The following is a 24288-nucleotide window of genomic DNA, read 5'->3' on the forward strand; positions in this document are numbered from 1 at the left end:
TAGACCCGGCCGAACAGCCGTGACGTCCCGCCGACCCGTCGGGTACCCGACTGCGGCGGCCGCGCGGGACACTGGGGACCTCACGCGTACGGAGCCGGACATCGACCTCACCTGTGGACACTGCGCCCGGACCGCCGGGCCGGACGACCGTTTCTGCGGCGGGTGCGGCCGTCCGCTGGCGGCGTCCTGCCCGGGCTGCGGGCACGCCAACGACACCGGCGCGAACTTCTGCACCAACTGCGGTCAGCCGCTGCGCGACCACGCGGTGGCGGTACAGGAGGACCGCCGGCAGGTCAGCGTGCTCTTCATCGACATCGTCGACTTCACCACGTACGCCGAGCGGGCCGATCCGGAGCAGGCACGCAGCCTGCAACAGGTCTACTTCGCCACGGTGCGCCGGCTGGTGCACCAGTACGGCGGCGTGGTGGAGAAGTACATCGGCGACGCCGTCATGGCGCTGTTCGGCGCGCCGGTGGCCACCGACAACGACGCGCTGCGCTGCGTACGCGCCGGGCTGGAGCTGCAGCGCAGCCTGGCCCGCCAGCCGGCCGGGCCGCACCCGCCGCTGGGTTTCCGGGTCGGCATCGCCACCGGCGAGGCCCTCGTCGACCTGGCCGCGGCGCGCGACGGCGGCCAGGCGTTCGTCACCGGCGACGTGGTGAACACCGCCAGCCGGTTGCAGGCGCTCGCCCCGGTCGGCGGCGTGGTGGTCGACGAGAGCACGTGGGCGGCCACCCGGCGCGAGATGGAGTACGCGGACCAGCCGCCGGTGACGTTGCGCGGCCGGTCCACGGTGAGCCGGATCTGGCTGGCCGTGCGGGCACGGCCCCGGCGCGACGGGCAGACCGCCGAGCTGACCCCGATGGTCGACCGGGACCACGAGCGGGGCCTGCTGGTCAGCGCGTTGCACCGCACGCTGACCGAGCGCACCTCGCAGTTGCTCACCGTCTTCGGCCCGGCCGGGGTGGGCAAGAGCCGGCTGCTGCGCGAGCTGGCCCGGCACGCCGCCAGCCTGCCCGGCGCCCGGGTCACCTGGCTGACCGGCCAGTGCCCGCCGTTCGGCGAGAACGTCACCTACGCCGCGCTCGCCGACATCGTCCGCAGCTGGGCCGGGCTGACCGGCGCCGACGACCCGGCCACCGTCCGGGACCGGCTGCGCGAGCGGCTGGGGCGCCTCGCCGAGCCGCACGCGGTACGGCTGGCCGAGGCGCTGGGCCCGCTCGTCGGCGTCTCCGGCGAACGGCTCACCTCGGCCGAGACCGAGGCGGCGTGGCGGCGCTTCCTGCTCGCCCTGGCCGCGACCGGCCCCACGGTGCTCGTCTTCGAGGACATGCACTGGGCCGACGAGGCGATGCTGTCCTTCGTCGAGCAGCTCGGCGCGGCGGCGCGCAACGTGCCGCTGCTCGTCGTCGCGACCGCCCGGCCGGAGCTGCGCGAGCGGCACCCGGCCTGGACCGGCACGATCAGCGGGGCGATGTCCATCTCGGTGCCGCCGATGCACGACGGGGACATCGACACGCTCTACTCGCTGCTGCTCGGCCAGGCCACGCTGCCGCAGGACGCGCGGGCGCCGCTGATCGAGTTCGCCGACGGCAACCCGCTCTACGCCCAGGAGTACGCGCGGATGCTGCTCGACGGCGGGCTCGCCGAGCGGACCGCCGGGCTCGCGCTCGTCGACCCGGCCGGGGTCGCCGGGATGCCGCGTACCGTGCAGGCGGTCATCGCCAACCGGCTGGACCTGCTCGACCCGGCCGACCGCGCGGTGCTCCAGGCCGCCTCGGTGGTGGGCGTGCAGTTCTGGGCGGCGCCGGTGGCGCTGGCGCTCGGCCGCCCGACGGAGTGGGTCGAGCGCGCGCTGCACCACCTCCAGCGCCGGGACCTGGTCTACGAGCTGCCCGTCTCGACCATGCCCGGCCAGGCCGAGTACCGGTTCCGGCACGTGCTGGTCCGGGACGTCTGCTACCAGCGGCTGCCCCGCGCCGAGCGGGTCGCCCGGCACCAGCGCACCGCCGACTGGCTGGAGCAGCTCGCCGACGGCCGGCAGCACGACCGGGCCGAGGTGCTGGCCAACCACAGGTGGGCGGCGCACGAGATCGCCCGTACCGTCGGGCTGGACCAGGCCCCGCACGCCGCCGCGACCCGGTCCGCGCTGCACCGGGCCGCCCGCCGGGCGTACGAGCTGCACGCGCTGGAGACCGCTGCCACGCTCGTGGAGCGCGCGCTGAGCGTGGAGTGCGGGCCGGACCCGGCGCTGGAGCTGTTCCAGGCCGAGCTGGCGTTCTACCGGGACCGCGACGGGTTCCTCGACGGCGGCGGGACCGCGCTGCTCACCACGCTGGCCGGCCGGCTGGCCGACGCCGGTGACCGGCCCGGCGCGGCGAAGGCGTGGCGGCTGCTGGCCACGGCGGCCTTCGCCCGGGCCGACCGCTCGGAGCTGATGCGCTGCCTGGATCAGGCGATCGGGCTGCACGCCACGCTGCCGGACAGCGAGGACAAGGTGGGCGTGCTGCTGGAGCTGGCCCGGGCGCACATGCTGGACGCGGAGACCGAGCCGGCGTGCGTGGCCGCGCGCAGCGCCGCCGAGCTGGCCGAGCGGCTGGGGCTGCCCGAGGCGCGGGCGAACGCGCGCATCACGCTCGCCGTGGTCCGCTACCAGGCCGGCGCCGAGGAGGCGTACGCGGAGCTGGCCGAGGTGACCGAGGAGTGCCGGGTGGAGCGGCTGACCAGCCGCCGCCGCGCGGTGCACAACCTGGCCTGGGTGTTGCAGGAGGAGGGCGACCTGACCGGCTCGGCCCGGCTGGTCGACGAGCAGCGGTCCCTGGACCTGGCCGGCGAGCACGCGCTGACGGTGAGCTTCAGCGACCAGTGGGCCCAGTCGTACTACAGCGGGGACTGGACGGCGGCGCTGCGGATGGCCGAGGGGTCGACGCGACGCCCGACCGACGAGTGGGACCTGCACATCGTGGCCGTGTCCGGCTGGATCCGGGCGCTCGGCGACGACCCGGCCGGCCCGGGCGCCGGCGAGGACCTGGTGGACCAGGCGCTCGTCGCGGCCCGGCGCAGCGGCTTCCAGCGCGTGCTGCGCTCCACGCTGGCGCACGCCGCGCTCTGCCGCGCCGTGCAGGGCCGCCGGGACGAGGCGATGGCGCTGCTCACCGAGCTGGACGAGGACTGGCGGCAGACCAAGATGATCCCGTTCGCCGAGTGGGTGCCGGCGGTCGGTCACGTCGCCGCGCTGCTCGGCGGCGACGCCGCGGAGCTGGTGCGCGACCTGCTGGCCCACGCGCCACGGGTGACCCGCTGGGCGCGGGCGGCCGGGGGGTCGGCCGAGGCGGCGCTGGCCCGGCGGGCCGGGGACGCCGCGCGGGCGGGCCGGCTGCTCACCACCGCCGCCGAGGGGTACGCGGAGATGACCGACGTGACCGACCAGATGATCGCGTCCGCGCTGGCGGTCGGGCCGTTGACCGAGGCGGACCCGCCGGCCGCGGCGGCGACGCTGGCCCGGGTACGCGCGTTCGCCGGCCGGCACGCCGCCGGTGGGCTGCTGCGGATCGCCGGGGCGGGCTGAGGGTCAGGCCGGTACCGGCTGGCGCGCCCCGGCGCCCTTGGCCTTCTGCGCGTACGTGTCGACGTACTCGCGGCCGGACAGCTCCATCAGCTCGTACATGATCTCGTCGGTGACGGCCCGTTCGACGAACCGGTCACCGGCCATCCCGGCGTAGCGGGAGAAGTCCAGCGGCGGCCCGAACCGGATCCGCACCCGGCCCAGGTTGGGGATGATCTGCCCGGTCGGCTGGATGGCGTCGGAGTTGAGCATGGCCATCGGGACCACCGGGGCGCCGCTCTCCAGCGCCAGCCGCGCCACCCCGGTCTTGCCCCGGTAGAGCCGGCCGTCCGGCGACCGGGTGCCCTCCGGGTAGATGCCGGCGATGCCGCCGGCCCGCAGCACCGACAGCTGGGTGTCGAGGGCGGCACGGGCGGCCCGGCCGCCGGAGCGGTCGACCGGGATGGTGCCGGAGCCGACGAAGAACATCTTGGTGAGCCAGCCCTTGAGGCCCCTACCCGTGAAGTATTCGGCTTTGGCGATGAATGTGACTTTTCGCTTGACGATCAACGGAGTGAAGATCGAATCCGAGAAGGAGAGGTGGTTGCTGGCGAGAATCACCGGCCCGGTGTCCGGCACGTGCTCCAGTCCCTCGACCTGCGGGCGGAAGATCAGCCTCAGCAGCGGGCCGAGGATGATGTACTTCAGCAGCCAGTACAGCACCGGCGTCCTTCCCGTGTCGGTGGCGGCGGGCGGGTCGCCGCGTGGCCCCGGAGGCGCCGTCGGCGCCCGGAGGAGTCCGGGAAGAGGGTACGAACGACGAGCGGCACGCCACAACGCACTCCCGGAACCGGGTGCCGACGTGTCACGATTCAGGGCACGGGCAGGGATCGGCGAAGGGGGTGTCCGGTGTCAGGGGGCGGGCCCCGTCGGGGACGGCGGGACAACGGGCTCGACGCGGCCGAGTACGCGGTCGCGGGCGACGTCGATCCACGCGTCGGCGAGCACCTGCTCGACGTGCTCGCCGCCGGTGGCATCGCGGCCTACCTCCAGCCCTCGGCCGACCTGAACCCGGTGACCCGCACCACCACCGTCCCGGCCCGCCCGGTCGACCGGCTCTACGTCGACAGGTCGCACCTGACCACCGCCCGGGACTACCTCACCCAGCTCGCCGACGAGGGCGGCGGCGAGCAGCCGCGCGCCGACGAGCCGGACATCGAGGCCGAGTGGGCGAAGATCGTCGCCGGGTTCCACACCGCGCCGAGCGCCGGCAGCCACCCCTGGCCCGCGGCCGAGGACGTGGACGACCCACCCCCGCCGGGCGCCGCCGCCGGCAGCCGCCCCGAGGAGCCGGCCGGCCCGACCGCCACCGACGTGCGCCGGCTGCCGTACGCGGCCGACATCTCCGGCGTCTCGCTCAGCCGGGACCGGCACGACGAGCCCTCGCTGCTGGACGGCCTGGACACGTTCGGCGCCAACCTGCCCGACGAGGCGTCGGACGAGGAGCACTACACCCCGCCCCCGCCGCCGCCGCTGCCCCGCTTCTCCAAGTACGCGGTGCTCGGCGTGGCCTGCATCGTGCTCGGCTTCCTGCTGTTCCTGTCCCCCACCGTGGTGTCGCTGGTCGACCCGTCGGTGGTGACGCTGCTCGGCTTCTCCGGCATCCTGGCCGGTTTCGTGATGCTGATCTGGCGGCTGCGCCCCGGCGACCGGGACGACCACGACCCGGACGACGGCGCGGTCGTCTGAGGTCGCGCCCTCCGGCTCTGCCCGGATGGCGGGACGCCGCTCGCCCCTGGGCCGGGACGTAACAAGCGTGTAACTTACAGTCAGTAGGAATAGGCTGAACGTCACGTCCCGCACCGGCTGTCCGGCTTGCGTCTCTTCCGGGTCGCCGGTCCCCTGCTGAGCGGAATGCCCGATGCGACAGAGCCCCCTGGTGGTGGTGGCCAACCGCCTCCCCATCGACGACAGTGTGGCGCCCGACGGCGCCTTCGAGTGGCGCCGCAGCCCCGGCGGCCTGGTGAGCGCCCTGCACCCGCTGCTGCGGCAGACGCCCGCCACCTGGGTCGGCTGGGCCGGCGGCACCGGTCCCGCCCCCGCGCTGCCGGACGTGGACGGCGTCCGGATGCACACCGTCCCGTTGAGCGCCGAGGACTTCCGCGACCACTACGAGGGCTTCGCCAACGCCACCCTCTGGCCGCTCTACCACGACGCCGTCGAGCAGCCGGAGTACCACCGCCGGTGGTGGGAGGCGTACCAGCGGGTCAACCAGCGCTTCGCCGAGGCGGCGGCCGAGACGGCCGAGCCCGGCGGCCTGGTCTGGGTGCAGGACTACCACCTCCAGCTGGTGCCCGGCCTGCTCCGCGACCTGCGGCCGGACCTGCGGATCGGCTTCTTCCTGCACGTGCCGTTCCCGCCGCCGGAGCTGTTCATGCAGTTGCCGCGCCGCGCCGAGCTGCTGCGCGGCATGCTCGGCGCCGACCTGATCGGCTTCCAGCGGGCCCAGGCCGCGCACAACTTCGCCCAGCTCGCCACCAAGGTGCTCGGCCTGCCCGCCACCGACCGGCGGATCGGTGTCGACGGCCGGGTGGTGCGCATCGGCGCCTTCCCGGTCGCCATCGACACCGCCGAGATGTCCGCGCTCGCGGCCCGCCCGGAGGTGGCCGAGCGGGCCCGCCGGCTGCGGCAGGACCTGGGCCAGCCGGAGCAGGTGATCCTCAGCGTCGACCGGATGGACTACACGAAGGGCATCGAGCAGCGGCTCAAGGCGTACCGCGAGCTGCTCGCCAGCGGCGACATCAAGGTCCGCGACACCGTGCTGGTGCAGGTGGCGGTGCCCAGCCGTGACCGGGTGGCGCAGTACCAGATCCTGCGGGACCGGGTCGAGCACCAGGTCGGGCGGATCAACGGCGAGTTCGGCCGGGTCGGCGAGCCGGCGATCCACTACCTCTCCCAGCCGTTCGACCGGGCCGAGCTGGTCGCGCTCTACCGCGTCGCGGACGTGATGGCGGTGACGCCGCTGCGCGACGGGATGAACCTGGTCGCGAAGGAGTACGTGGCGGCCCGGGTCGACGGCACCGGCGCGCTGCTGCTCAGCGAGTTCGCCGGCGCCGCCTCCGAGCTGGAGCAGGCGTACCTGGTCAACCCGCACGACCTCGACGGCCTCAAGCAGGGGCTGCTGGCCGCGCTGCGGGCCGGCCCGGAGGACGTGTCGGCGCGGATGCGCGCGATGCGCGACCATCTGGCGCGCAACGACATCCACGCCTGGGCGGCGTCCTACCTGAGCGCGCTGGAGGAGAGCGGGTCGCTCGCCGGCCGCCGCGCCGCAACCCGCTGAGCCGGCGCCCCGGCGCTCACCCCGCCGCGGACGCCGGGTCCTTGTCCAGCCAGTCCAGGATCGCGTCGATCGGCTCCCGCCAGCGGGCGTCGAGCATCAGGTCGTGCCCCATGCCGGGGAAGAGCAGCGGCGCGGAGGCGTACCGCTGGGCGGCCCGGATCAGCGCGGACGCCGGCACGACCCGGTCGTCCGGGCTGCCCAGCACCAGCACCGGTGGCCGGCCCACCGCCGGCTCCGGCCCCCGGCCGGTCAGCAGCTGCCACTGCGCCCGCCGCCCGGCCCGGCCCAGCCGGGCCAGGTGCCGCCGGGCGTCGGCGTCGGGCAGCTCCCGGCTGAACAGCTGCCGCCGGTGCAGCCGCAGCCCGGCGCCGAAGACCGCCGGCAGGGTCCCGGCCGGATTGCGCCGCAACGCCGTGCCGAACGTCGCCCAGCCGCCGAGCACCGGCGCCACCAGCACCGCGGCCCGCGCCGGGTAGCGGGCCAGCGCGTGCGCCACCACCCGGGCACCGGCGCCGTGCCCCACCAGCACCGCCTGCCGCGGCAGGCTCGCCGCCACCTGCGTCACGTCATGGGTGTACGACCGCAGCGTCGCCTCCGGCGCCGGCTCGCTGCCGCCGTGCCCGCGCAGGCTCAGCGCGTACGCCGGGAAGCCGCGACCGGCGGCGTGCCCCAGCCAGTGCTCGGCGAACGCCCACGCGCCGTGGCCGAAGCCGGGTACGAACAGCAGCGGCGGCTTCGCCTCCTCCCGCTCGGGTACGGCGGCGAGAACCTCCCGGCGGGCGGGCCGCTCCGGCCGGGCCCACTCCCAGGACCGGACGACCCGCACACGCTCAACCGTCATTTGACACCCTCCAGCTCGTGCAGCGCCCGCTGGAGCGCACGCAGGTAGTCGGCGTGCCCGACCTCGAACCAGTGCCGGGTGCTGTCCTTGACCTTGGCCGAGTACCGCTCGCCGAGGCCCGCGCGGACCTTGCGTTCGAACGCGGCGGCCCGCTCCGGCCGGGTGGCGCGCAGCGTGAGCAGCCGGGCGAACAGCACGCTCTGCCAGTGCGAGATGGGGAAGATGCCGGAGTCCGGCTGCACCAGGCCGACCACGGCGAGCGTGGGATGCCCGGCGGTGAACGCGTTGAGCCACAGCCGGGGCCGCCCGGACCCGTCCTCGTCGCCGAGCACCTGTCCCTTGAGGAACTCGAAGCGCGGCAGGTAGCCGGTGGCGAAGACGACCAGCTCCGGGTCGATGCGCCGGCCGTCGGTCAGCTCGACCGCGCGGTCGTCGAACCGGGCCACGTCCGGCACCGGCGTGACCTCGCCGTGCCCGACGTAGTAGACGAGCTGGCTGTTGGCGATCGGGTGCGTCTCGTAGACGCGGTGGTCGGGCTCGGGCATGCCGAACCGGGTCAGGTCGCCGACGGTCAGCCGCAGCGTCCAGTGGTAGAGCCACTGCCGTACCCGCAGTGGCACCCGCAGCGCCAGCAGCGTGTCGTTGACCTGGTCGGCGGGGCGGCCGAGGACGTACTTCGGGGCGTACCAGTAGCCGCGCCGGGTGGAGTGCCAGCAGTGCGACGCCTGCTGGGCCGCCTCGACCGCGATGTCGCAGCCGGTGTTGCCGGCGCCCACCACCAGCACCCGCTTGCCGCGCAGCTGCGCCGGGTCCTTGTAGGACGAGGCGTGCATGACCTCGCCCCGGAACTGCTCCAGCCCTTCGTAGCGGGGCAGCTTCGGCGACCAGTTGTGCCCGTTGGCGAGCACCACGGCGGCGTACCGGGAGGTGCGTTCGGGGCCGTAGCCGCCGGTGCTGCGCGTGGTCACGTCCCACCGGTCCCCCTCGACCGGCTCGACCCGGACCACCTCGGTGCCGAACCAGACGTGCTGGCGCAGGTCGAAGTGGTCGGCGTACCGCTCGAAGTAGGACAGCAGCTGGCTGTGGTGCGGGTAGTCCGGCCAGTCGTCCGGCATCGGGAAGTCGGGGAACTGGGTGAACGGCCGGGACGAGATCAGGTGCGTGCTGGCGTACACCGGGCTGCGGTCGTGCCGCCAGTTCCAGGCGCCGCCGACGCCAGTCTCCCGCTCGTAGCAGTCCACGCCGAAGCCGGCCTCGCGGAGGTTCTTGACAGCGGTCAGGCCGCTGGCGCCGGCGCCGATGACGCAGACCGTGTCACCCCGGTCGGAGACCGGGCGTTCGGCACGGCTCGATGCGACCGTGGAGTCCGGATCGGGGTGGCCGGGGTCGGTGGAGGAGGACACCGCGAAATCCTGCCGAGAATGCCAGCGGTTGTCCAGCCACCGATTTCGCCGCCGCCCACCCGCTCGACTCGCTTGACACAGCGTCACCACCGGCCCGGTCACCGAGCGTGAATGGACCGGCCGCGCCGGAGGCGTACCTCGTGCGCCCTTTGCTCTGCCGCCACGGACGCGGCACCGGCGGGAGCTGGCCTGACGCCTCTCGGCCGGCTGGCCGGGAGGCGGCCGCCGATCACGACGGGTAACTGATGCGCATGTGGCGGCAGAGCAAAGGCGGCGAAGCGGTTGTCCTGCCGGCCGGGTCCGTGACCGTGCGTCACGGCCGGCGGTCCGCGGCCGTCAGGCGGTGGGCAGCAGCAGGTCCACCAGGACCGGGAAGTGGTCGCTGGCGCGACGGGTCAGCGGCGTGTCCACCACGTCGTAGTCGACCACTGTGATCCGGGGGTCGACGAACAGCGCGTCGATGCGGCGGCGCGGGTCGGCGCAGGAGAACGTGTGCCGGTCGGCCCGGTCGGCGGCCAGCGCCGCGTCGGTGAGCCCCTCGGCGACCGTCCGCCAGGCCGGCCCGTCCGGGCCCTCGTTGAGGTCCGCGCCGGCCACCACGGGCAGCGTGGACGCGGCCAGCTCCCGCTTGAACGCGGCCGCCTGCGCGGGCCGCTCGGCCGGGTCGGTGGACAGGTGCGAGCCGGCCAGCAGCACGTCGACGCCGCCGACCCGGCAGCGCGCGTACGCGGCGCCGCGCATGTGCCGCCCCGGCGTCAGCGGATAGCGCTGGCAGCTGGTGTCGGTGACCCGCACCCGCAGGCTGGTCAGCAGCACGTTGCCCAGCGACGGCAGGCCACCGGCCGCCACCACCATGCCGAACGACTCGGCGAGCGCGGCGCACTTCTGCCGCCACCGGAACCGGCGCGGTCCCTCCTGGACGATCACCACGTCCGGGTCCGCGCCCCGGACCACCTCGGCCAGCGCGGCGGTGTCGTCCCGCTGGCCGTGGACGTTGTACGACAGCACCCGCAGCGGCACACCCGAGTCCGTCATGTCAGATCCGCCGGGCCAGGTCGGCGGCGCCGATCACACCTGCGGTGTTGCCCAGCTCGGCCGGGCGTACCTCGGCGACGGGCAGGCGGCTGCGCTGGGCCAGCGCCTCGGCGAACGACCGGCGGGTCGGGCCGAGCAGCAGGTCGCCGGCGTCGATCACGCCGCCGCCCACCACCAGCACCTGCGGGTCGAGGATCTGCGCCATGTCGGCGAGGCTGGTGCCGAGCCAGCGGCCGACCTGGGCGAACGCCTCGGTGGAGACCGGGTCGCCGCCCTTGGCCGCGGCGGTCACCATCGGGCCGGTGATCGACTCGGCCTCGCCGTCGGCCAGCTCCAGCAGCGCGGTGGCCCGGTGCGGCTCCTGCCGGGCGGCGGCGCGGGCGAAGCGGACCAGGGCGCTGCCGCTGGCGTACTGCTCGATGCAGCCCAGCCGGCCGCAGCCGCACTGGTGGCCGTCCGGCACGGTGAGCATGTGCCCCAGCTCGGCGGCGATGCCGTTGGCGCCGCGGACCAGGCCGCCGCCGAGCACGATGCCGCCGCCGACGCCGGTGCCGATGGTGAACATGACCATCGAGTCGTCGGCGTCGCGGGCCGCGCCGTAGCGGAACTCCGCCCAGGCGGCCACGTTCCCGTCGTTCTCCACGATCACCGGCAGGCCGGTGGCGTCCCCGACGTACGTGCGCAGCGGCTCGTCCCGCCAGGCCAGGTTCGGGGCGAACAGCACGGTGGAGCGGGAGGCGTCGATCCAGCCGGCGGCGCCGATGCCGACCGCCTCGACGGCGTGCCCGGCGGCCAGTTCGGTGACCACCTCGATGATGACGTCGCGGGTCTTGGCCACGTCGTCGGCGGGGGTGTCCCGTCGCGTCTGCACGAGTACCGTGCCGGCGTCGTCCACGACACCGCCGGCCACCTTCGTGCCACCGACGTCGACTCCGATGGTCAGCGTCACCGCTGCCACTCCCCTCTGCTGTGCTGCCCGGGGACCGGCCGAACCAGCCGTACGGTCCCGGGATGTCCGGTGGTCAGGCCCCGTCGCCTGGTGCGTCCGCGCCCACCTCTCCGGACGCCCGCGAGGCGGGCACCACGGGACGGCCGGCCGGTGGCCGGCTCGTCGCCGGCTCCGGCGGCCCGGCGGCGTCGGCGGCGGCACCCGAATCGGCCGCGCCCTCCCCCCGGGTGGCGGCGGACCACACGTCCTGCTCGGGTGCCGGCTGAGAATCATGCCCGGTACGGGTCGCCTCGCGCCACACGTGGTCCCCGGATCCGTCCGCCGCGGCGGTGCCGTCGTCGGCGGTTCGCTCCGGCTCGGCGGGGGTGAACGCGCGCAGCAGGCTCGCCACGCCGGCCGCCAGGTCCCCGGCGCCGGTGGCGAGCCGCTCGGCGAATTCCGGACTCGGGTCGCGCAACGCGGCGATACCGCGACAGACGGGGCAGACACAGCATTCCGGCGAGCCGGTGGCGAAACCGGCGGGCGCGGGCGTCTCCGGAGCGGGCCCGGCGCCGGGCGGGGTGTGACCGAGGACACCGGAGAGGATCCCACCGAGCGGACCCCAGGCGCCGGAGCCGGGCGCGGCGGCGGCCATCTTCGCGCCGGCGAGCAGGGTGGCGACGAGGCGCTCGGCCTCTTCCCGGGCCGAACCCGGATCAGTGGTGCCCATGGTTCGGCTCCTCCAGCGTGACTACCGGGACGGTCGGGTCAGTGCGCCGCACCGGGTGCTTCTACCCGGCGCTTGAGCTGCTTCAACGCCGTATCCATGATCATTTTCTCGGCCTTGCGGCGGAACATGCCGAGCATCGCCACGGACAGCTCCACCTCCAGCGTGTAGGTCACCGTGGTCGTCCCGTCCGGGTTGCCCACCAGGTCGTACGACCCGCGCTGGGACCGCTGCATCTTCGACGGGGCGACCAGGCGCCACTCGATCCGGGAGATGTCCTCGGCGTACTCGTAGGCCAGCACGTACTCGTCGGCCAGCACGCCCGCGTCGAGGGTGAACCGGACCTGGCTGGCATAGCCGTCCTCGTACTCCTCGATCACCTCGGCCTCGCGTACCGCCTCGGTCCACTCGGGGTAACTGGGGAAGTCGCAGATGACGGCCGCCACCCGATCCGGTGACGCGCCGATGATGATCGACTGGGTGGAGGAGTCCGCCATGGGGGGAGGCTACCCGGCCGCGTCCCGCCCGGCGCCGCTCCACCCGCCGACGGGCCTCCCACCAGCCGGTCGGCCAACCTCCCTGGCCGACCCCCCGGGGTGTGCGGGTAGGTTTCGACAGAGCCGACCAGGCCGGCCCCCGCCGGTAGAGCACGAGGGAGTGCAGGTGCGCGAGTTCTCCGTCCCGCCGATCGTCACCGTCGGCGACGCGGCCAACCTGACCGACCCGGTCTGGGAAAACGCCGAGGTCGCCCCGGACACCGTGCAGTTCGTCCGTCCCGGCGCGGGGACGGCGCGCGAGGAGGTGACCTGCCGGCAGTTCCGCGACGAGGTGGTCGCGGTGGCCCGGGGCCTGATCGCGGCGGGCGTCTCCCCCGGCGACCGGGTCGGCCTGATGAGCCGCACCCGCTACGAGTGGACCCTGTTCGACTACGCGATCTGGGCCGCCGGCGCGGTCACCGTGCCGATCTACGAGACCTCCAGCGCCGAGCAGGCCGCCTGGATCCTCGGCGACTCCGGCGCCGTCGCCGTGGTGGTGGAGAGCACCGCGCACGCCACCCTGGTCGCCGGCGTCCGGGACCGGCTGCCCGAGCTGCGCGAGGTCTGGCAGATCGAGCTGGGCGCGGTGGACGACCTGGTCACCGCCGGCGAGGCGGTGGACCCGGCCGAGGTCGAGACGCGCCGTTCCATGCTCAAGGCCGGCGACGTCGCCACGATCATCTACACCAGCGGCACCACCGGCCGGCCGAAGGGCTGCGTGCTGACCCACCGCAACATCTACACCGACATCGCCAACGCGGTGCCGGTGCTGCCGAACCTGTTCCGCCCGGGCGCCTCGACGCTGCTGTTCCTGCCGCTCGCGCACGCCTTCGCCCGGCTCATCCAGGTCGGCGTGGTGCACGCCCGGGCCACCATGGCGCACTGCGCGGACACCAAGAACCTGGTCGCCGAGCTGCAGGACGTCAAGCCGACGTTCGTGCTCTCCGTACCCCGGGTCTTCGAGAAGGTCTACAACGGCGCGCGGCAGAAGGCCGAGTCCGAGGGGAAGGGCAAGATCTTCGACCGGGCGGAGAAGGTCGCCATCGCCTGGAGCGAGGCGCAGGAGCTGCCCGGCGGTCCCGGCCTGGGCCTGCGCGCGCAGCACGCCCTCTTCGACAAGCTGGTCTACCGCAAGCTGCGGGCGGCGATGGGCGGCCGGTGCCGCGACGCCATCTCCGGCGGCGCGCCGCTGGGCGCGCGCCTCGGGCACTTCTTCCGCGGCATCGGGGTGACCATCTGCGAGGGGTACGGCCTGACCGAGACCTCCCCGGCCGCCGCCGCGAACCTGCCCACCGGCACCCGGATCGGCACCGTCGGCCGCCCGCTGCCCGGCGTCACCATCCGGATCGAGGACGACGGCGAGGTCCTCATCGCCGGCGATATCGTCTTCCAGGGCTACTGGCACAACGAGGCGGCCACCGCCGAGGCGATCAGCGCCGACGGCTGGTTCCGCACCGGCGACCTCGGGCACCTCGACGAGGACGGCTACCTGAGCATCACCGGCCGCAAGAAGGAGATCATCGTGACCGCCGGCGGCAAGAACGTCGCCCCGGCGGTGCTGGAGGACCAGGTCCGGGCGCACCCGCTGATCAGCCAGTGCGTGGTGGTCGGCGACCGGCAGCCGTTCATCGCCGCGCTCGTCACCATCGACGAGGAGGCGCTGCCGAAGTGGCTCGCCGCGCAGGGCCGCCCGGAGACCACGAGCATCGCCGAGCTGCGCGAGGACGCGACGCTGCGCGCCGAGGTGCAGGGCGCGATCGACCAGGCCAACCAGGCGGTCTCCAAGGCCGAGGCGATCAAGGTGTTCCGGATCCTGCCGCAGGACTTCACCGAGACCACCGGTGAGCTGACCCCGTCGCTGAAGGTCAAGCGGCAGGTCGTGCACAAGACGTACGCCTCGGAGATCGCGGAGATCTACCAACGCTGACTACGATCCGTCACGTGCCCGCCTCCACATCCGGCCAGCCGCAGACGCAGCCCCTCGCGGTCGCGGCCCGCGCGGTCCTCCTCGCGCTGGTCGCCGCCCTGACCCTGTTCGCCACCCGCGACGCCGCCCAGCTCTGGTGGATCGCCCTGCTGGGCGTCGCGGGGCTGCCCGCCGTGCTCGCCCCACAGCACCGGCTGCTCACCCCGATCAGCAGGTTCGCCGAGGTGGTGGTGCTCGGGCTGGCCGCCAGCCAGGTCGCCGCCGACACCCACCTCACCGGTGTCACCGGGGGCGTTGGCGCCTCGGCGGTGCTGCCGTACCTCGCGGTGCCGGTCACCGTGACCGCGCTGAGCCGCCGGTTCCGCGAGGGCGCCGCGCTGCTCGCGGTGGCGGCGGCGACGCTCGTGGCGAGCGCCGCGTTCACCCGGGTCGACGGCGGCGCGCAGCTCGGTCAGGTCGGCTACCTGGCGGTCTGCGCCCAGTGGCTGATCCTGGCCGGTCTCGGCCTCTACACCGCCGGCACGCTCCAGCGCGTGATGCGGGTCCGCGGCGAGGGCAAACCCCAGCCGTACGCCGAGGCGACCCGGCTGCTCACCCAGCTGCGTACCGTCGCCCGCCAGCTGCCCGGCGCCACGCTGGACCCAGGCGGCATCTCCGAGCACCTGCTGGAGGAGCTGCGGGTGGTGGCGAAGACCGACCGGGGCGCGGTGCTCTCCGCCAGCGGCGGCGGCCGGCTGGTGGTGCTGGCCCAGATCGGCGCGGACCGGGTCGACTGGGAGACCACGCTCGACGCCGACTCGGCCATCGCCGACGCCTGGGCCAGCCAGCAGCCGACCGTCTCGTCCCGGTCGCAGGCCCGGTCCCGGCACTCCGGCGAGGTCTCCGCGCTGATCGTGCCGCTGGTGGCGGGCGTACGCACGGTCGGCCTGGTGGTGATCGAGGCGGACACCGCCGCCGCGTACCCGCCGCCGGTGGTGTCCCGGGTGACGGCGCTGACCGGCCCGGCGGCGCTGCGGCTGGAGGCGGCGCTGCTCTTCGACGAGGTGCGCTCGCTGGCGACCAACGAGGAGCGGCAGCGGCTGGCCCGGGAGATCCACGACGGGGTCGCCCAGGAACTGGTCATGGTCGGGTACGGCATCGACAACGCCCTGGCCACCGTGCACGAGGACGCCGACGAGACCGCCGACTCGCTGCGCACGCTGCGCCAGGAGGTGACCCGGGTGATCACCGAGCTGCGGCTGAGCCTGTTCGAGCTGCGCAGCGAGGTGGACCGGCACGGTGGCCTGGCCGCCGCCATCGCCGAGTACGCCCGCACCGTCGGCGCCTCCGGCGGCCTGCGGGTGCACCTGTCACTCGACGAGTCCACCGCCCGGCTGCCGGCCGCGACCGAGGCCGAGTTGCTGCGCATCGCGCAGGAGGCGGTGACGAACGCCCGTAAGCACGCCGGCGCGTCGAATCTGTGGGTCACGTGCGAGGTGGATCCCCCGTACACCCGAATCGAAGTGTCGGATGACGGTCACGGCATCGGTGACCAGCGCCCGGACGGGCACTATGGCCTTGCGATCATGGCCGAGAGGGCGGAACGTATCCGAGGCCGGTTGGAGATCAGGCCACGTCGACCCAGTGGGACGACAGTGGCCGTGGTGCTCGGCTCGTCGCCCCGGCGCGATAAGGTGCGCGGCAGCGCCGCAGCAGCAGAAGGGGAGTAACCCGAGGATGACCAGCAGTCCGACACCGGCCACCCGTACCAAGGTTCTCCTAGTCGACGACCACGACCTCATCCGTAAGGGTCTTCGTCACGCGTTCGAGCGTGACCGTCAGTTCGAGGTCGTGGGCGAGGCCGCCACCGCCGCGGAGGGCGTGCGCCAGGCCGGCGCGCTCCAGCCCGACGTGGTGATCATGGACCTTCGCCTGCCCGACGGCAGCGGCCTGGAGGCCACCCGCGCCCTGCGCAAGTCCAGCGCGTCGATGGGCATCGTCGTGCTGACCATGTACGCCGGCGACGACCAGCTCTTCGGCGCCCTGGAAGCCGGCGCGAGCGCGTTCGTGCCGAAGACCGCGCCGGCCGACGAGGTGGTCGCCGCCGCCCGGCACGCCGCCTCCTCCCCCAGCGCGTTCACCGCCGCCGACCTGGCCGAGGCGATGAAGCGCCGGCTGGCCCCGTCCGGCCCGCAGCTGTCCCCCCGTGAGGGCCAGGTGCTGCGGCTGCTCGCCGACGGCATGAGCGTGGCGGGCATCGCCAAGCAGCTGTTCGTCAGCGAGTCGACCGCCAAGACCCACATCTCCAAGCTCTACGAGAAGCTGGGCGCCGCCAACCGGGCCCAGGCGCTGATGACCGCGCTGCGGCTGGGCCTGCTCGAGGCACCGGACGCGCCCAAGTTCTGAGGAACACCGCCGGAAGAGGCCCCGTCCACCGCGGACGCGGGCCTCTCCGGCGTCGTGGGTGCGGCTGACCGCGTACGGTGAACGGCCGGACGCATAGCGACGACGGTCTTTGCACCACGACGGCGGAGGGGCAGAATACCCGGGTGATCCGCGCGGCGGTGACCACCGCGCGCCGTCGACACCCGAGGGGCAGGACATGCAGCGGCCGGACTGGGCACCCGAGACGATCGACATCGAACGCCCCAGCGTCGCCCGCATGTACGACTACTACCTCGGCGGCTCGCACAACTTCGCCGCCGACCGGGCGGCCGCCCGCGCGATGGTGGAGGCGGTGCCGGAGGCGCCACTGATGGCCCAGGCCAACCGCGCGTTCCTGCGCCGGGCCGTGCAGTACCTCGCCCAGGCCGGCGTCCGCCAGTTCCTCGACATCGGCTCCGGCATCCCCACCGTCGGCAACGTGCACGAGATCGCCCAGCGGATCGACGGGCAGTCGCGCGTCGTCTACGTCGACGTGGACCCGGTGGCGGTGGCGCACAGCCAGGAGATCCTGGCCGGCAACGAGCACGCCACCGTGCTCCAGGAGGACCTGCGCCGCCCGGAGGCGATCCTGACCCATCCGGAGGTCACCCGGCTGCTGGACTTCAGCCGTCCGGTCGCGGTGATGATCGTGGCGGTGCTGCACTTCATCCCGGACAGCGACCGCCCCGAGGAGATCCTGCGGACGCTGCGCGGAGCACTGGCGCCCGGCAGCCACCTGGTGCTCTCCCAGGCCAGCGAGGAGGGCCGCGACGGCACCGGCGAGCGGGCCGAGGCGGAGCGGGTCTACCGGCGCACCGACAGCCAGCTCTGGATCCGCAGCCGGGCCGAGCTGACCGCGCTGTTCGACGGCTTCGAACTGGTCGACCCGGGTGTGGTGTGGGTGCCGCAGTGGCGGCCGGACTCCCCCGACCAGGCCGAGAACGCCGAGCGGGCCGTGTTCATGGGCGGGGTCGGGCGGCTCGGTGGGTGACGACGCGGCCCGCAGCAGGCCCGGCGTGTTCGCCCGGGCCTGGGCCAAGGCGGTGTCCGGCACCAGCTACCTGCCGATGACCCAGTCGCAGCTGGAGGAGATGCTGCAACGGCTCACCGAACGGCTGGCCCAGGCGCTGCGTGCCGAGCCGTTCGACCTGCGGATCGGCCAGCAGGTCGGCGCGGAGCTGGTGCAGGCGCACATCGCCTCCGCCGAAGGGCTGGGCCGCACCGTCGAGGTGATCCAGCTGCGCCTGGTCCGCGACCTCGACCTGGTCGTCGACGACGTCGAGGACCGGATGGCCCGGCTGCTCGCCACCGTCGCCACCGGGTACGCCCGCGCGCTGCGCGACCGCACGCTCGACGAGCAGGAGTCCATCCGCCGGGCCGCCATGATGGCCCGTGCGCAGGCGGAACGGGCGCTGCGCGACAGCGAGGCCCGGTTCCGGCACCAGGCCACCCACGACCCGCTCACCGGCCTGCCCAACCGCACGCTGTTCACCGAGCGGCTGGCCGCCGCGATCAACCGGGGCGCCGACCGGGTCGGCGTCTGCTTCCTGGACCTGGACCGGTTCAAGGTCGTCAACGACTCCCTCGGCCACCAGGTCGGCGACTCGTTGCTGGTCGCGGTGGCGCAGCGGCTGCACGAGGCGCTCGGCGAGCATCTGGTGGCCCGGCTCGGCGGCGACGAGTTCGTGATCCTGATCGAGCGCACGACCGGCACCGACGACGCGGTGCAGGTCGCCGAGGCGGCGCTGGCCGCGGTACGCGAGCCGGCGCTGGTCGACGGCCACGAGCTGACCGTCTCGGCGAGCATCGGCATCGTGGAGCGCCCGGTCGCGGGCACCTCCCCGATGGAGCTGATGCGCGCGGCCGACAGCACGCTGCACTGGGCCAAGGCCGCGGGCGGTGCCCGCTGGTCGCTGTTCGACGCCGACCGCAACCGCCGCGACCTGGCCCGGTACGCGCTGTCCGCGGCCATCCCCGCCGCCCTGGACCGGGGCGAGTTCTACCTCGACTACCAGCCGCTGACGTCCCTGCGCGACGGGCGGGTCCTCGGCATGGAGGCGCTGGTCCGCTGGCGCCACCCGGAGCTGGGCGTGCTGCGGCCGGACAGCTTCATCCCGCTGGCCGAGGAGACCGGGCTGATCGTCCCGCTCGGCAGCTGGGTGCTGGCCGAGGCGTGCCGCGAGGCGGGCACCTGGTCGGCGATCGACGGCGACGCGCCGTTCGTCAGCGTCAACCTCGCCGTACGCCAGTTGCACCGGGCCGACCTGGTGCCCGAGGTACGCGGCGTGCTCGGCCGCACCGGCCTGCCGCCGCGCCGGCTGCAACTGGAGATCACCGAGAGCACCATGATGAGCACCGTGGTCGAGCCGGTGCGGGCGCTGCGGGTGCTCGGTGACCTGGGGGTCCGGGTCGCCATCGACGACTTCGGCACCGGCTACTGCAACCTCGCGTACCTGCGGGACCTGCCGGTCGACGAGCTGAAGGTGGCCGGTGAGTTCGTCACCGGCCTGCGCGCGCCGGACAGCGGCACCGACGAGCGGATCCTCGCCTCGCTCGTGTCGCTGGCGCACGCGCTGGACCTGACCGTCACCGCCGAGGGCGTGGAGACGGCCGACCAGGCGGACCGGCTGCGCGCGATCGGCTGCGACGCCGGGCAGGGCTGGCACTTCGGCCGCCCCGGCCCGGCGGCGCCGCACCTGGGCCGGGTGCCCGTGCACGTCGAAGCCGTCTCCTGAGGCGGCTCGGCCGTCGTGCCGGAGCCGCTTGCGGGTCGGGGGCGGCGGTCAGCCGGCCAGCAGCGCGGCCATCCGCTGCGCCTGCGTCTCCCAGCGCCACTCCCGTTCCACCCAGGCCCGGCCGGCGGCGCCGAACTGCCGGGCCAGGTCCCGGTCGGCGAGCAGCGTGGCCACCCGGTCGGCGAGCTGGGCCACGTCCCGGCCGCCGACCACGTACCCGGTCTCGCCGTCGCGGACCGCGTCCGGCGCGCCCCCGGAGTCGCCGGCCACCACCGGCAGCCCGGTGGCGCCCGCCTCCAGGTAGACGATCCCGAGGCCCTCCACGTCCAAGCCCCGGTTACGGGTGCGGCAGGGCATCGCGTACACGTCACCGGCCGCGTAGTGGGCGGGCAGGTCGGCCGACGGCACCGAACCGGTGAACACCACGTCGCGTTCCAGCCCGCTCTGCCGGGCCAGCTTCTCCAGCGTCGAGCGGTACGGTCCGCCGCCGACCACCAGCAGCGCGGCGCCGGGCACCCGGCGGCGGATCTCCGGCAGCGCGCGGATCAGCATGTCCTGGCCCTTGCGGGGCACCAGCCGCGACACGCACACCACCACCGGCCGGTCGGCCAGCCCGAGCCGTTCGCGGACCTTCGTGCCGTCGACGTCCGGGTGGTAGGTGTCCACGTCCACGCCGGGCGCGAGCCGCCGCAGCTCGGTCAGCCCGTCCAGCACGCGCGCCAGCCGCGTCCGGGTGTACTCGCCGAGGTAGGTGGTCACGTCCACGCCCCGGCCGATGCGGCGCAGGGCCGAGCGGGCGCCGGGCAGCGCCGCCCATCCGACCTCGTGTCCGTGGGTCAGCGCCACCGCCCGGCGGATCCCGGCCCGCCGCCGCAGGCCCGCCGCGAGCAGCCCCAGCGGGGCCGCCGCGCCGAACCAGACCGTGTCGCAGTCGTACGCGCGGGCCAGCCGCGCCGCCCGCCGCGCGATCAGCGGCGTGGGCAGCAGCACCCGGGTACGTTCCCGCACCACCTCGAACGGCTGGTCGGCGTCGAACTTCTCCGCCCCGCGCCAGCTCGACGCGTAGACCACCACCGAGCCGGGCTGCTGTCGCACCGCGAGGTTGTGCACGAAGGACTGGATGCCACCGGGGCGCGGTGGGAAGTCGTTGGTGATCAGCAAGGTGCGGCTCATCGGCCGGACTCCCTGGCGTAGGCGCGGGCGGCGGCCATCCGCTCCACGGTGGACGGGTGGGTCGCCGACCAGAGGTGCTCCCAGCGCGGCGGGTCGGGGTCGGCCAGGTTCACCCCGGCCAGCCGGCGCTGCATCGCCTCGAACGTCGCCGGGTCGCCGGTGAGCGCCAGCGCGTGGGCGTCGGCGCGGGCCTCGATCCGGCGGGAGACCAGCGCCTGCACCGGCGTGGTGAGCAGCCCGGCGACCGTGACCAGCGCGATCAGCAGCGGGAACGCCCGCGGCTGGGCGATCGAGTCGACGCCGGCGAGCCGCAGCAGCGGCGTCCAGGAGCCGATCAGATAGAGCGCCACCACCGCGGCGGCGGCGCCGAGCGCGCCGAGCAGCGTGCCGGTCCACACGTCCCGGTCCTTGGCGTGGCCCAGCTCGTGGGCGACCACGCTCGTCACCTCGGCCGGCTCCGCCTCGCGCAGCAGCGTGTCGTAGACCACCACCCGCCGCGTCGGCCCGAGCCCGGAGACGTACGCGTTCACCGCCCGGGTGCGCCGCGACGCGTCTGCGACGAGCACGTCGCGCACCGGTACGCCGTCCCGGGCCGCCATCGCGGTCAGCTCGCTGCGCAGCGGGCCCGGCTCCATCGGGGTGAACCGGTTGAACACCGGCTCGACGAGCACCGGCAGCACGAACGACAGCACCACCACCAGCGCCGCCGCGCCGGCCGCGCCGAACGCCCACCACCAGCGCGGGGCCAGCCGGACCACGGTGTAGAAGCCGAGCAGCACCAGCGCGCCGATCACGGCGCTGACCGCGTACGACTTGAGCAGGTCGACCGCCCAGCCGCCCCAGCTCTGGGTGCTCAGCCCGTAGCGGACCAGCACGGTGCGCCGCCAGGCCGCGAACGGCAGGGTGAGCAGGTCGGCGAGGAACATGACGGCCAGCCCGCCGAGCACCGCCTGCGCGATCCAGTGCCCGCCGAAGGGCCGGCCCGCCAGTTCGACCAGGCGCCCGCCCAGCGGGGTCAGGCCGAGCAGCAACGCCACCACCAGCCCGACCGCCAGCGCCGACCAGGCCGCCGGGCGCAGCGCGCCGTGGAACGCGCGGCCCCGGGTCACCTGTTCGGCCGGAAGGTCACGCAGCGCCGCGAGCTGGTCGGCGCGGGGCGCGGGCGGCCGGCTCCACGGCACCAGAAGCGCCACCGCCACGAGCAGCGCCACCGCCAGGCCGGCCAGGGTCAGCAGGGCCCACGCGCGCGGGGTCACCGCTCCACCCCGCCGTCGTGCCCGGTCCGCGTCATCCCGCCCCCTCCCGCCGTGACCGCTCATCCTATTGCCCGGCCGCGCAAGCGAGACCGTGCCCGCCCCGCGGCCCCGCCCCCGCCTCGCCCCGCCCCCGCGCGGCCCCAGCCCGCCCCGCGCGCCGATCTTGGAGTTGTGGCGGCTGACAAGCGTGGCTACTCGGACATCCTGGGCACCACAACTCCAAGATCGACGGCCGTTGCCGGGGCGGGGACGAGAAGGGAGCGTCAGATGTGGCTGGGATCCAGACTCGGGGGATCGAGGAGCAGCGCATGCCAGGGTGGGCCGGCGCGGCAGACGGCGGCCCGGGCCCGATCGACATGCGGTGGACGGGGTGATCCCGGCGGCCGGCCTGAGCACCCCGGGCAGCGTTCCTTCAGTGGCAGGCGGAAGCCGGCGGGCGGCGGGCGGCGGGCGGCGGGCGGCGGGCGGCGGGCGGCGGGCGGCGTCAGGCGACCCGGCGGCGACGGCCGGGGCGGCGGGGCATCGGCGCCAGCGCCTCGGCGGGCGCGGGTGGTGGTAGCACCTCGACCTCGAACCCGGCCCGCGCGAACACCTCGATCGCCCGGTGCTCGGCCGGGCCCAGGTCGGCCGGGTCGGAGTCGAGCAGTGCGGTCACCAGGCAGCCGGAGCAGCCGGCGCCACGGTTGCCGCAGGTGTCGCAGTCGATCAGCATCAACGCCTCCTGACGGGTCGCCGGTGGCGCTCGGGGAAGGGACCACCACCGTCGGTCACCAGAACGCTAACGCCCCGGTACGACAGAACCGGACAACGATGCAGCACCCGCCGCGAACCCCAACCAGTACGCCGAAGTGGCGCGATCAGCACGCGCCCCACCCCACCACTCCCCCGATCTGGAGTCGATCAAGGGGGAGAGAGAAGGCTCAGGACCGGGCCAGGCGCCGCAGCAGCGAGTCGGCGCCCAGCGGGTACGCGCCGTGCCGGCGTACCCCGTCGGCGACCTCGCGGTCGGAGGAGACCACGACCACCGGCCGCCCGGCCGGCTCGGCGCGGACCAGCCGGCGGATCAGCTCGTCCGCGGTCTCGCCCTTACGGGAGAACAGCACCCGCACGCCGCGCGGCGCCGGGGGCAGGCCGTGGATCCGCTCGGCGCCGTCGAAGACCACTGTGACCTCGTCCCCGGTCTGCGCGGCGATCCCGCCCAGCCCGGTGATCAGCCGTTTGCGCTGCTGCTCCAGCGACATCTCGCCGAAGCCCCGCTTCGTCACGTTGTAACCGTCCACCACCAGGTGTGCCCGGGGCAGCGCGAGCAACTGGTCGAGGCGGGCCGGGTCGTCGGTGTCGCGGGCCCGCGTCGACGGGCCGGCCTGCGCGGCGCCCGGCTGCTCGGCGAACGCGTCGGCGACGAAGTCGGCCGGGAGCTTGTCCACCGGGTCGAGCGCCAGCTCGCGGCGCAGCCCGACCGCGGCCTGGCCGATCGTCTCCAGCAGCAGCCACAGCCGGGCGTCGTCGACCGACCGGGCCTCCTTGGCGCTGGCCCGGGCCACGCCGGCGGCGGCCTCCGCCTCGGCCAGCCGGGCCCGGGCGCGGCGCAGCTCGGCGTCCGCGTCGGCCGCCGCGCGGGCCGCCCGGCCCCGCTCGGTGGCGAGCAGTTCGGTGGCCTTGCGCTCGCGGGCCTGGGTCTCCCGCAGGGTACGGGCGAGCTGGCGCGCCTCCTCGCGGAGCTGACCCAGCTCCTCGCGGACCCGGGCCAGCTCGTCGCGCAGCTTCTCCGCCTCCACCCGGGCCACCGCCCGGTCGTGCTCGGCGCGGGCGGCCCGCTGCTCGGCCTCGCGGACCAGTTCGGCCACCACAGCGCTGTCGGCCTCGGCGCGTACCGCCTCGCCGCTGGCCTCGATCAGTTCCCGCCAGCCCCGGGGCCGGGCCAGGTAGGCCAGGGCGGCCACCTCGACCGGGTCGGCCGCGGCCGGGGCGGTGCCCTCCACCACCGCCGCGCCGAGGTCGCCGGCGTCGGCGAGCACCCGGGCGGTGACCCGCTGCCGGAACAGCGGGTCGGCGGTGAGCTGGGCGGCGATCGCGGGCGCGCCGAGCCGGGCGCGGCGGTTCGGGGCGAACTTGGCGACCCGCCGCAGCGGCACCGGCACCTCGTCGGCGGGCAGGCCGGGCAGCACGGCCGCGGTGAGCGTCACGATCCGCTGCCGGACCGGTTCGGGCAGGGTGGGCTCGGGCTCGACCGGGGTCGGCGCGTCCTCACCGGCGCCGGGCACGCCGAGGACCGGCTCCTCCGCGGAGGAGTGGTCGTCGTGCGGCTCGGTGAGGGGCATGAGGCAAGTCTCCCACCCCGAACGGGCCCACCGCCCGGTGAGTGAGCCGATCTCTCATCGTACCCCCGTGGTATCTCCTGGGGCCGCAGTGACGCAAGTGTCGGACCGTGCCGCTAGCG

19 protein-coding genes are annotated in these 24288 nt (G+C 74.8%); 8 read left to right on the forward strand and 11 right to left on the reverse strand.

The features are described 5' to 3' along the window. Positions 1–19: 19 nt before the first annotated feature. Positions 20–3568 (forward strand): adenylate/guanylate cyclase domain-containing protein, encoded by a 3549-nt coding sequence (locus tag DQE82_RS10280; RefSeq protein WP_205797305.1) that lies wholly within the window; start codon positions 20–22, stop codon positions 3566–3568. 3 nt (positions 3569–3571) lie between these two features. Here DQE82_RS10280 and DQE82_RS10285 read toward each other — a convergent pair whose 3' ends face one another. Then, positions 3572–4267, reverse strand: coding sequence for a 1-acyl-sn-glycerol-3-phosphate acyltransferase (locus DQE82_RS10285; protein WP_043329411.1), 696 nt, complete (start codon positions 4265–4267; stop codon positions 3572–3574). A 186-nt stretch (positions 4268–4453) separates the two neighbouring features. Between DQE82_RS10285 and DQE82_RS10290 the strand changes: the two genes are divergently transcribed. Continuing rightward, positions 4454–5293 (forward strand): DUF308 domain-containing protein, encoded by an 840-nt coding sequence (locus tag DQE82_RS10290; RefSeq protein ID WP_043329408.1) that lies wholly within the window; start codon positions 4454–4456, stop codon positions 5291–5293. Positions 5294–5465: 172 nt separating this feature from the next. Continuing rightward, complete coding sequence (locus tag DQE82_RS10295) at positions 5466–6884, forward strand: trehalose-6-phosphate synthase (RefSeq protein WP_043329406.1); 1419 nt, start codon at positions 5466–5468, stop codon at positions 6882–6884. Between the two features lie 16 nt (positions 6885–6900). Here the strand turns inward: DQE82_RS10295 and DQE82_RS10300 are convergent, their stop codons facing one another. From DQE82_RS10300 to DQE82_RS10325, 6 genes are all read right to left on the reverse strand, one after another. Beyond that, positions 6901–7725, reverse strand: a complete 825-nt coding sequence (locus DQE82_RS10300; RefSeq protein WP_069089002.1) for an alpha/beta hydrolase — start codon at positions 7723–7725, stop codon at positions 6901–6903. Then, positions 7722–9128, reverse strand: coding sequence for an NAD(P)/FAD-dependent oxidoreductase (locus DQE82_RS10305; RefSeq protein WP_064445188.1), 1407 nt, complete (start codon positions 9126–9128; stop codon positions 7722–7724). The genes DQE82_RS10300 and DQE82_RS10305 overlap by 4 nt, the downstream gene beginning before the upstream one ends. A gap of 336 nt (positions 9129–9464) precedes the next feature. Next, positions 9465–10163 (reverse strand): endonuclease/exonuclease/phosphatase family protein, encoded by a 699-nt coding sequence (locus DQE82_RS10310; RefSeq protein ID WP_064445187.1) that lies wholly within the window; start codon positions 10161–10163, stop codon positions 9465–9467. A gap of 1 nt (position 10164) precedes the next feature. Next, a complete protein-coding gene (locus DQE82_RS10315; RefSeq protein ID WP_030500161.1) occupies positions 10165–11112 on the reverse strand; it encodes an ROK family glucokinase in 948 nt (315 codons plus the stop codon). A 73-nt stretch (positions 11113–11185) separates the two neighbouring features. Continuing rightward, the gene (locus DQE82_RS10320; RefSeq protein WP_043329396.1) at positions 11186–11821 is read right to left on the reverse strand and encodes a hypothetical protein; all 636 of its coding nucleotides are present in this window, start codon (positions 11819–11821) and stop codon (positions 11186–11188) included. 38 nt (positions 11822–11859) lie between these two features. Next, on the reverse strand, positions 11860–12315 hold the full coding sequence (locus DQE82_RS10325; protein WP_043329393.1) for an SRPBCC family protein: 456 nt from the start codon (positions 12313–12315) through the stop codon (positions 11860–11862). Between the two features lie 166 nt (positions 12316–12481). Here DQE82_RS10325 and DQE82_RS10330 point away from each other — a divergent pair, with 166 nt between their 5' ends. The 5 genes from DQE82_RS10330 (at position 12482) to DQE82_RS10350 (ending at position 19419) form a co-directional block, all read left to right on the forward strand. After that, a complete protein-coding gene (locus DQE82_RS10330) occupies positions 12482–14281 on the forward strand; it encodes a long-chain fatty acid--CoA ligase (protein ID WP_064446408.1) in 1800 nt (599 codons plus the stop codon). A 14-nt stretch (positions 14282–14295) separates the two neighbouring features. Beyond that, positions 14296–15990, forward strand: coding sequence for a GAF domain-containing sensor histidine kinase (locus DQE82_RS10335; RefSeq protein ID WP_043329391.1), 1695 nt, complete (start codon positions 14296–14298; stop codon positions 15988–15990). A gap of 7 nt (positions 15991–15997) precedes the next feature. Further along, entirely contained in the window at positions 15998–16666 is a 669-nt protein-coding gene (locus DQE82_RS10340) for a response regulator transcription factor (RefSeq protein ID WP_013287678.1), read from the forward strand. A gap of 196 nt (positions 16667–16862) precedes the next feature. Then, the gene (locus DQE82_RS10345; protein ID WP_043329389.1) at positions 16863–17675 is read left to right on the forward strand and encodes an SAM-dependent methyltransferase; all 813 of its coding nucleotides are present in this window, start codon (positions 16863–16865) and stop codon (positions 17673–17675) included. Between the two features lie 76 nt (positions 17676–17751). Then, positions 17752–19419 (forward strand): bifunctional diguanylate cyclase/phosphodiesterase, encoded by a 1668-nt coding sequence (locus DQE82_RS10350; RefSeq protein WP_222949271.1) that lies wholly within the window; start codon positions 17752–17754, stop codon positions 19417–19419. A 48-nt stretch (positions 19420–19467) separates the two neighbouring features. Here DQE82_RS10350 and DQE82_RS10355 read toward each other — a convergent pair whose 3' ends face one another. From DQE82_RS10355 to DQE82_RS10370, 4 genes are all read right to left on the reverse strand, one after another. Beyond that, the gene (locus tag DQE82_RS10355; protein ID WP_113972546.1) at positions 19468–20592 is read right to left on the reverse strand and encodes a glycosyltransferase family 4 protein; all 1125 of its coding nucleotides are present in this window, start codon (positions 20590–20592) and stop codon (positions 19468–19470) included. Further along, positions 20589–21848 (reverse strand): M48 family metallopeptidase, encoded by a 1260-nt coding sequence (locus DQE82_RS10360; RefSeq protein WP_069088999.1) that lies wholly within the window; start codon positions 21846–21848, stop codon positions 20589–20591. The genes DQE82_RS10355 and DQE82_RS10360 overlap by 4 nt, the downstream gene beginning before the upstream one ends. 484 nt (positions 21849–22332) lie before the next feature. Next, positions 22333–22560: a hypothetical protein gene (locus DQE82_RS10365; protein ID WP_043329386.1), complete on the reverse strand. Its 228-nt coding sequence runs from the start codon at positions 22558–22560 to the stop codon at positions 22333–22335. A gap of 208 nt (positions 22561–22768) precedes the next feature. Beyond that, positions 22769–24169, reverse strand: coding sequence for an NYN domain-containing protein (locus DQE82_RS10370; protein ID WP_113972547.1), 1401 nt, complete (start codon positions 24167–24169; stop codon positions 22769–22771). Positions 24170–24288: the final 119 nt, after the last annotated feature.

The organism is Micromonospora sp. LHW51205, assembly GCF_003315815.1.
Taxonomy (GTDB): Bacteria; Actinomycetota; Actinomycetes; order Mycobacteriales; family Micromonosporaceae; genus Micromonospora; species Micromonospora chalcea.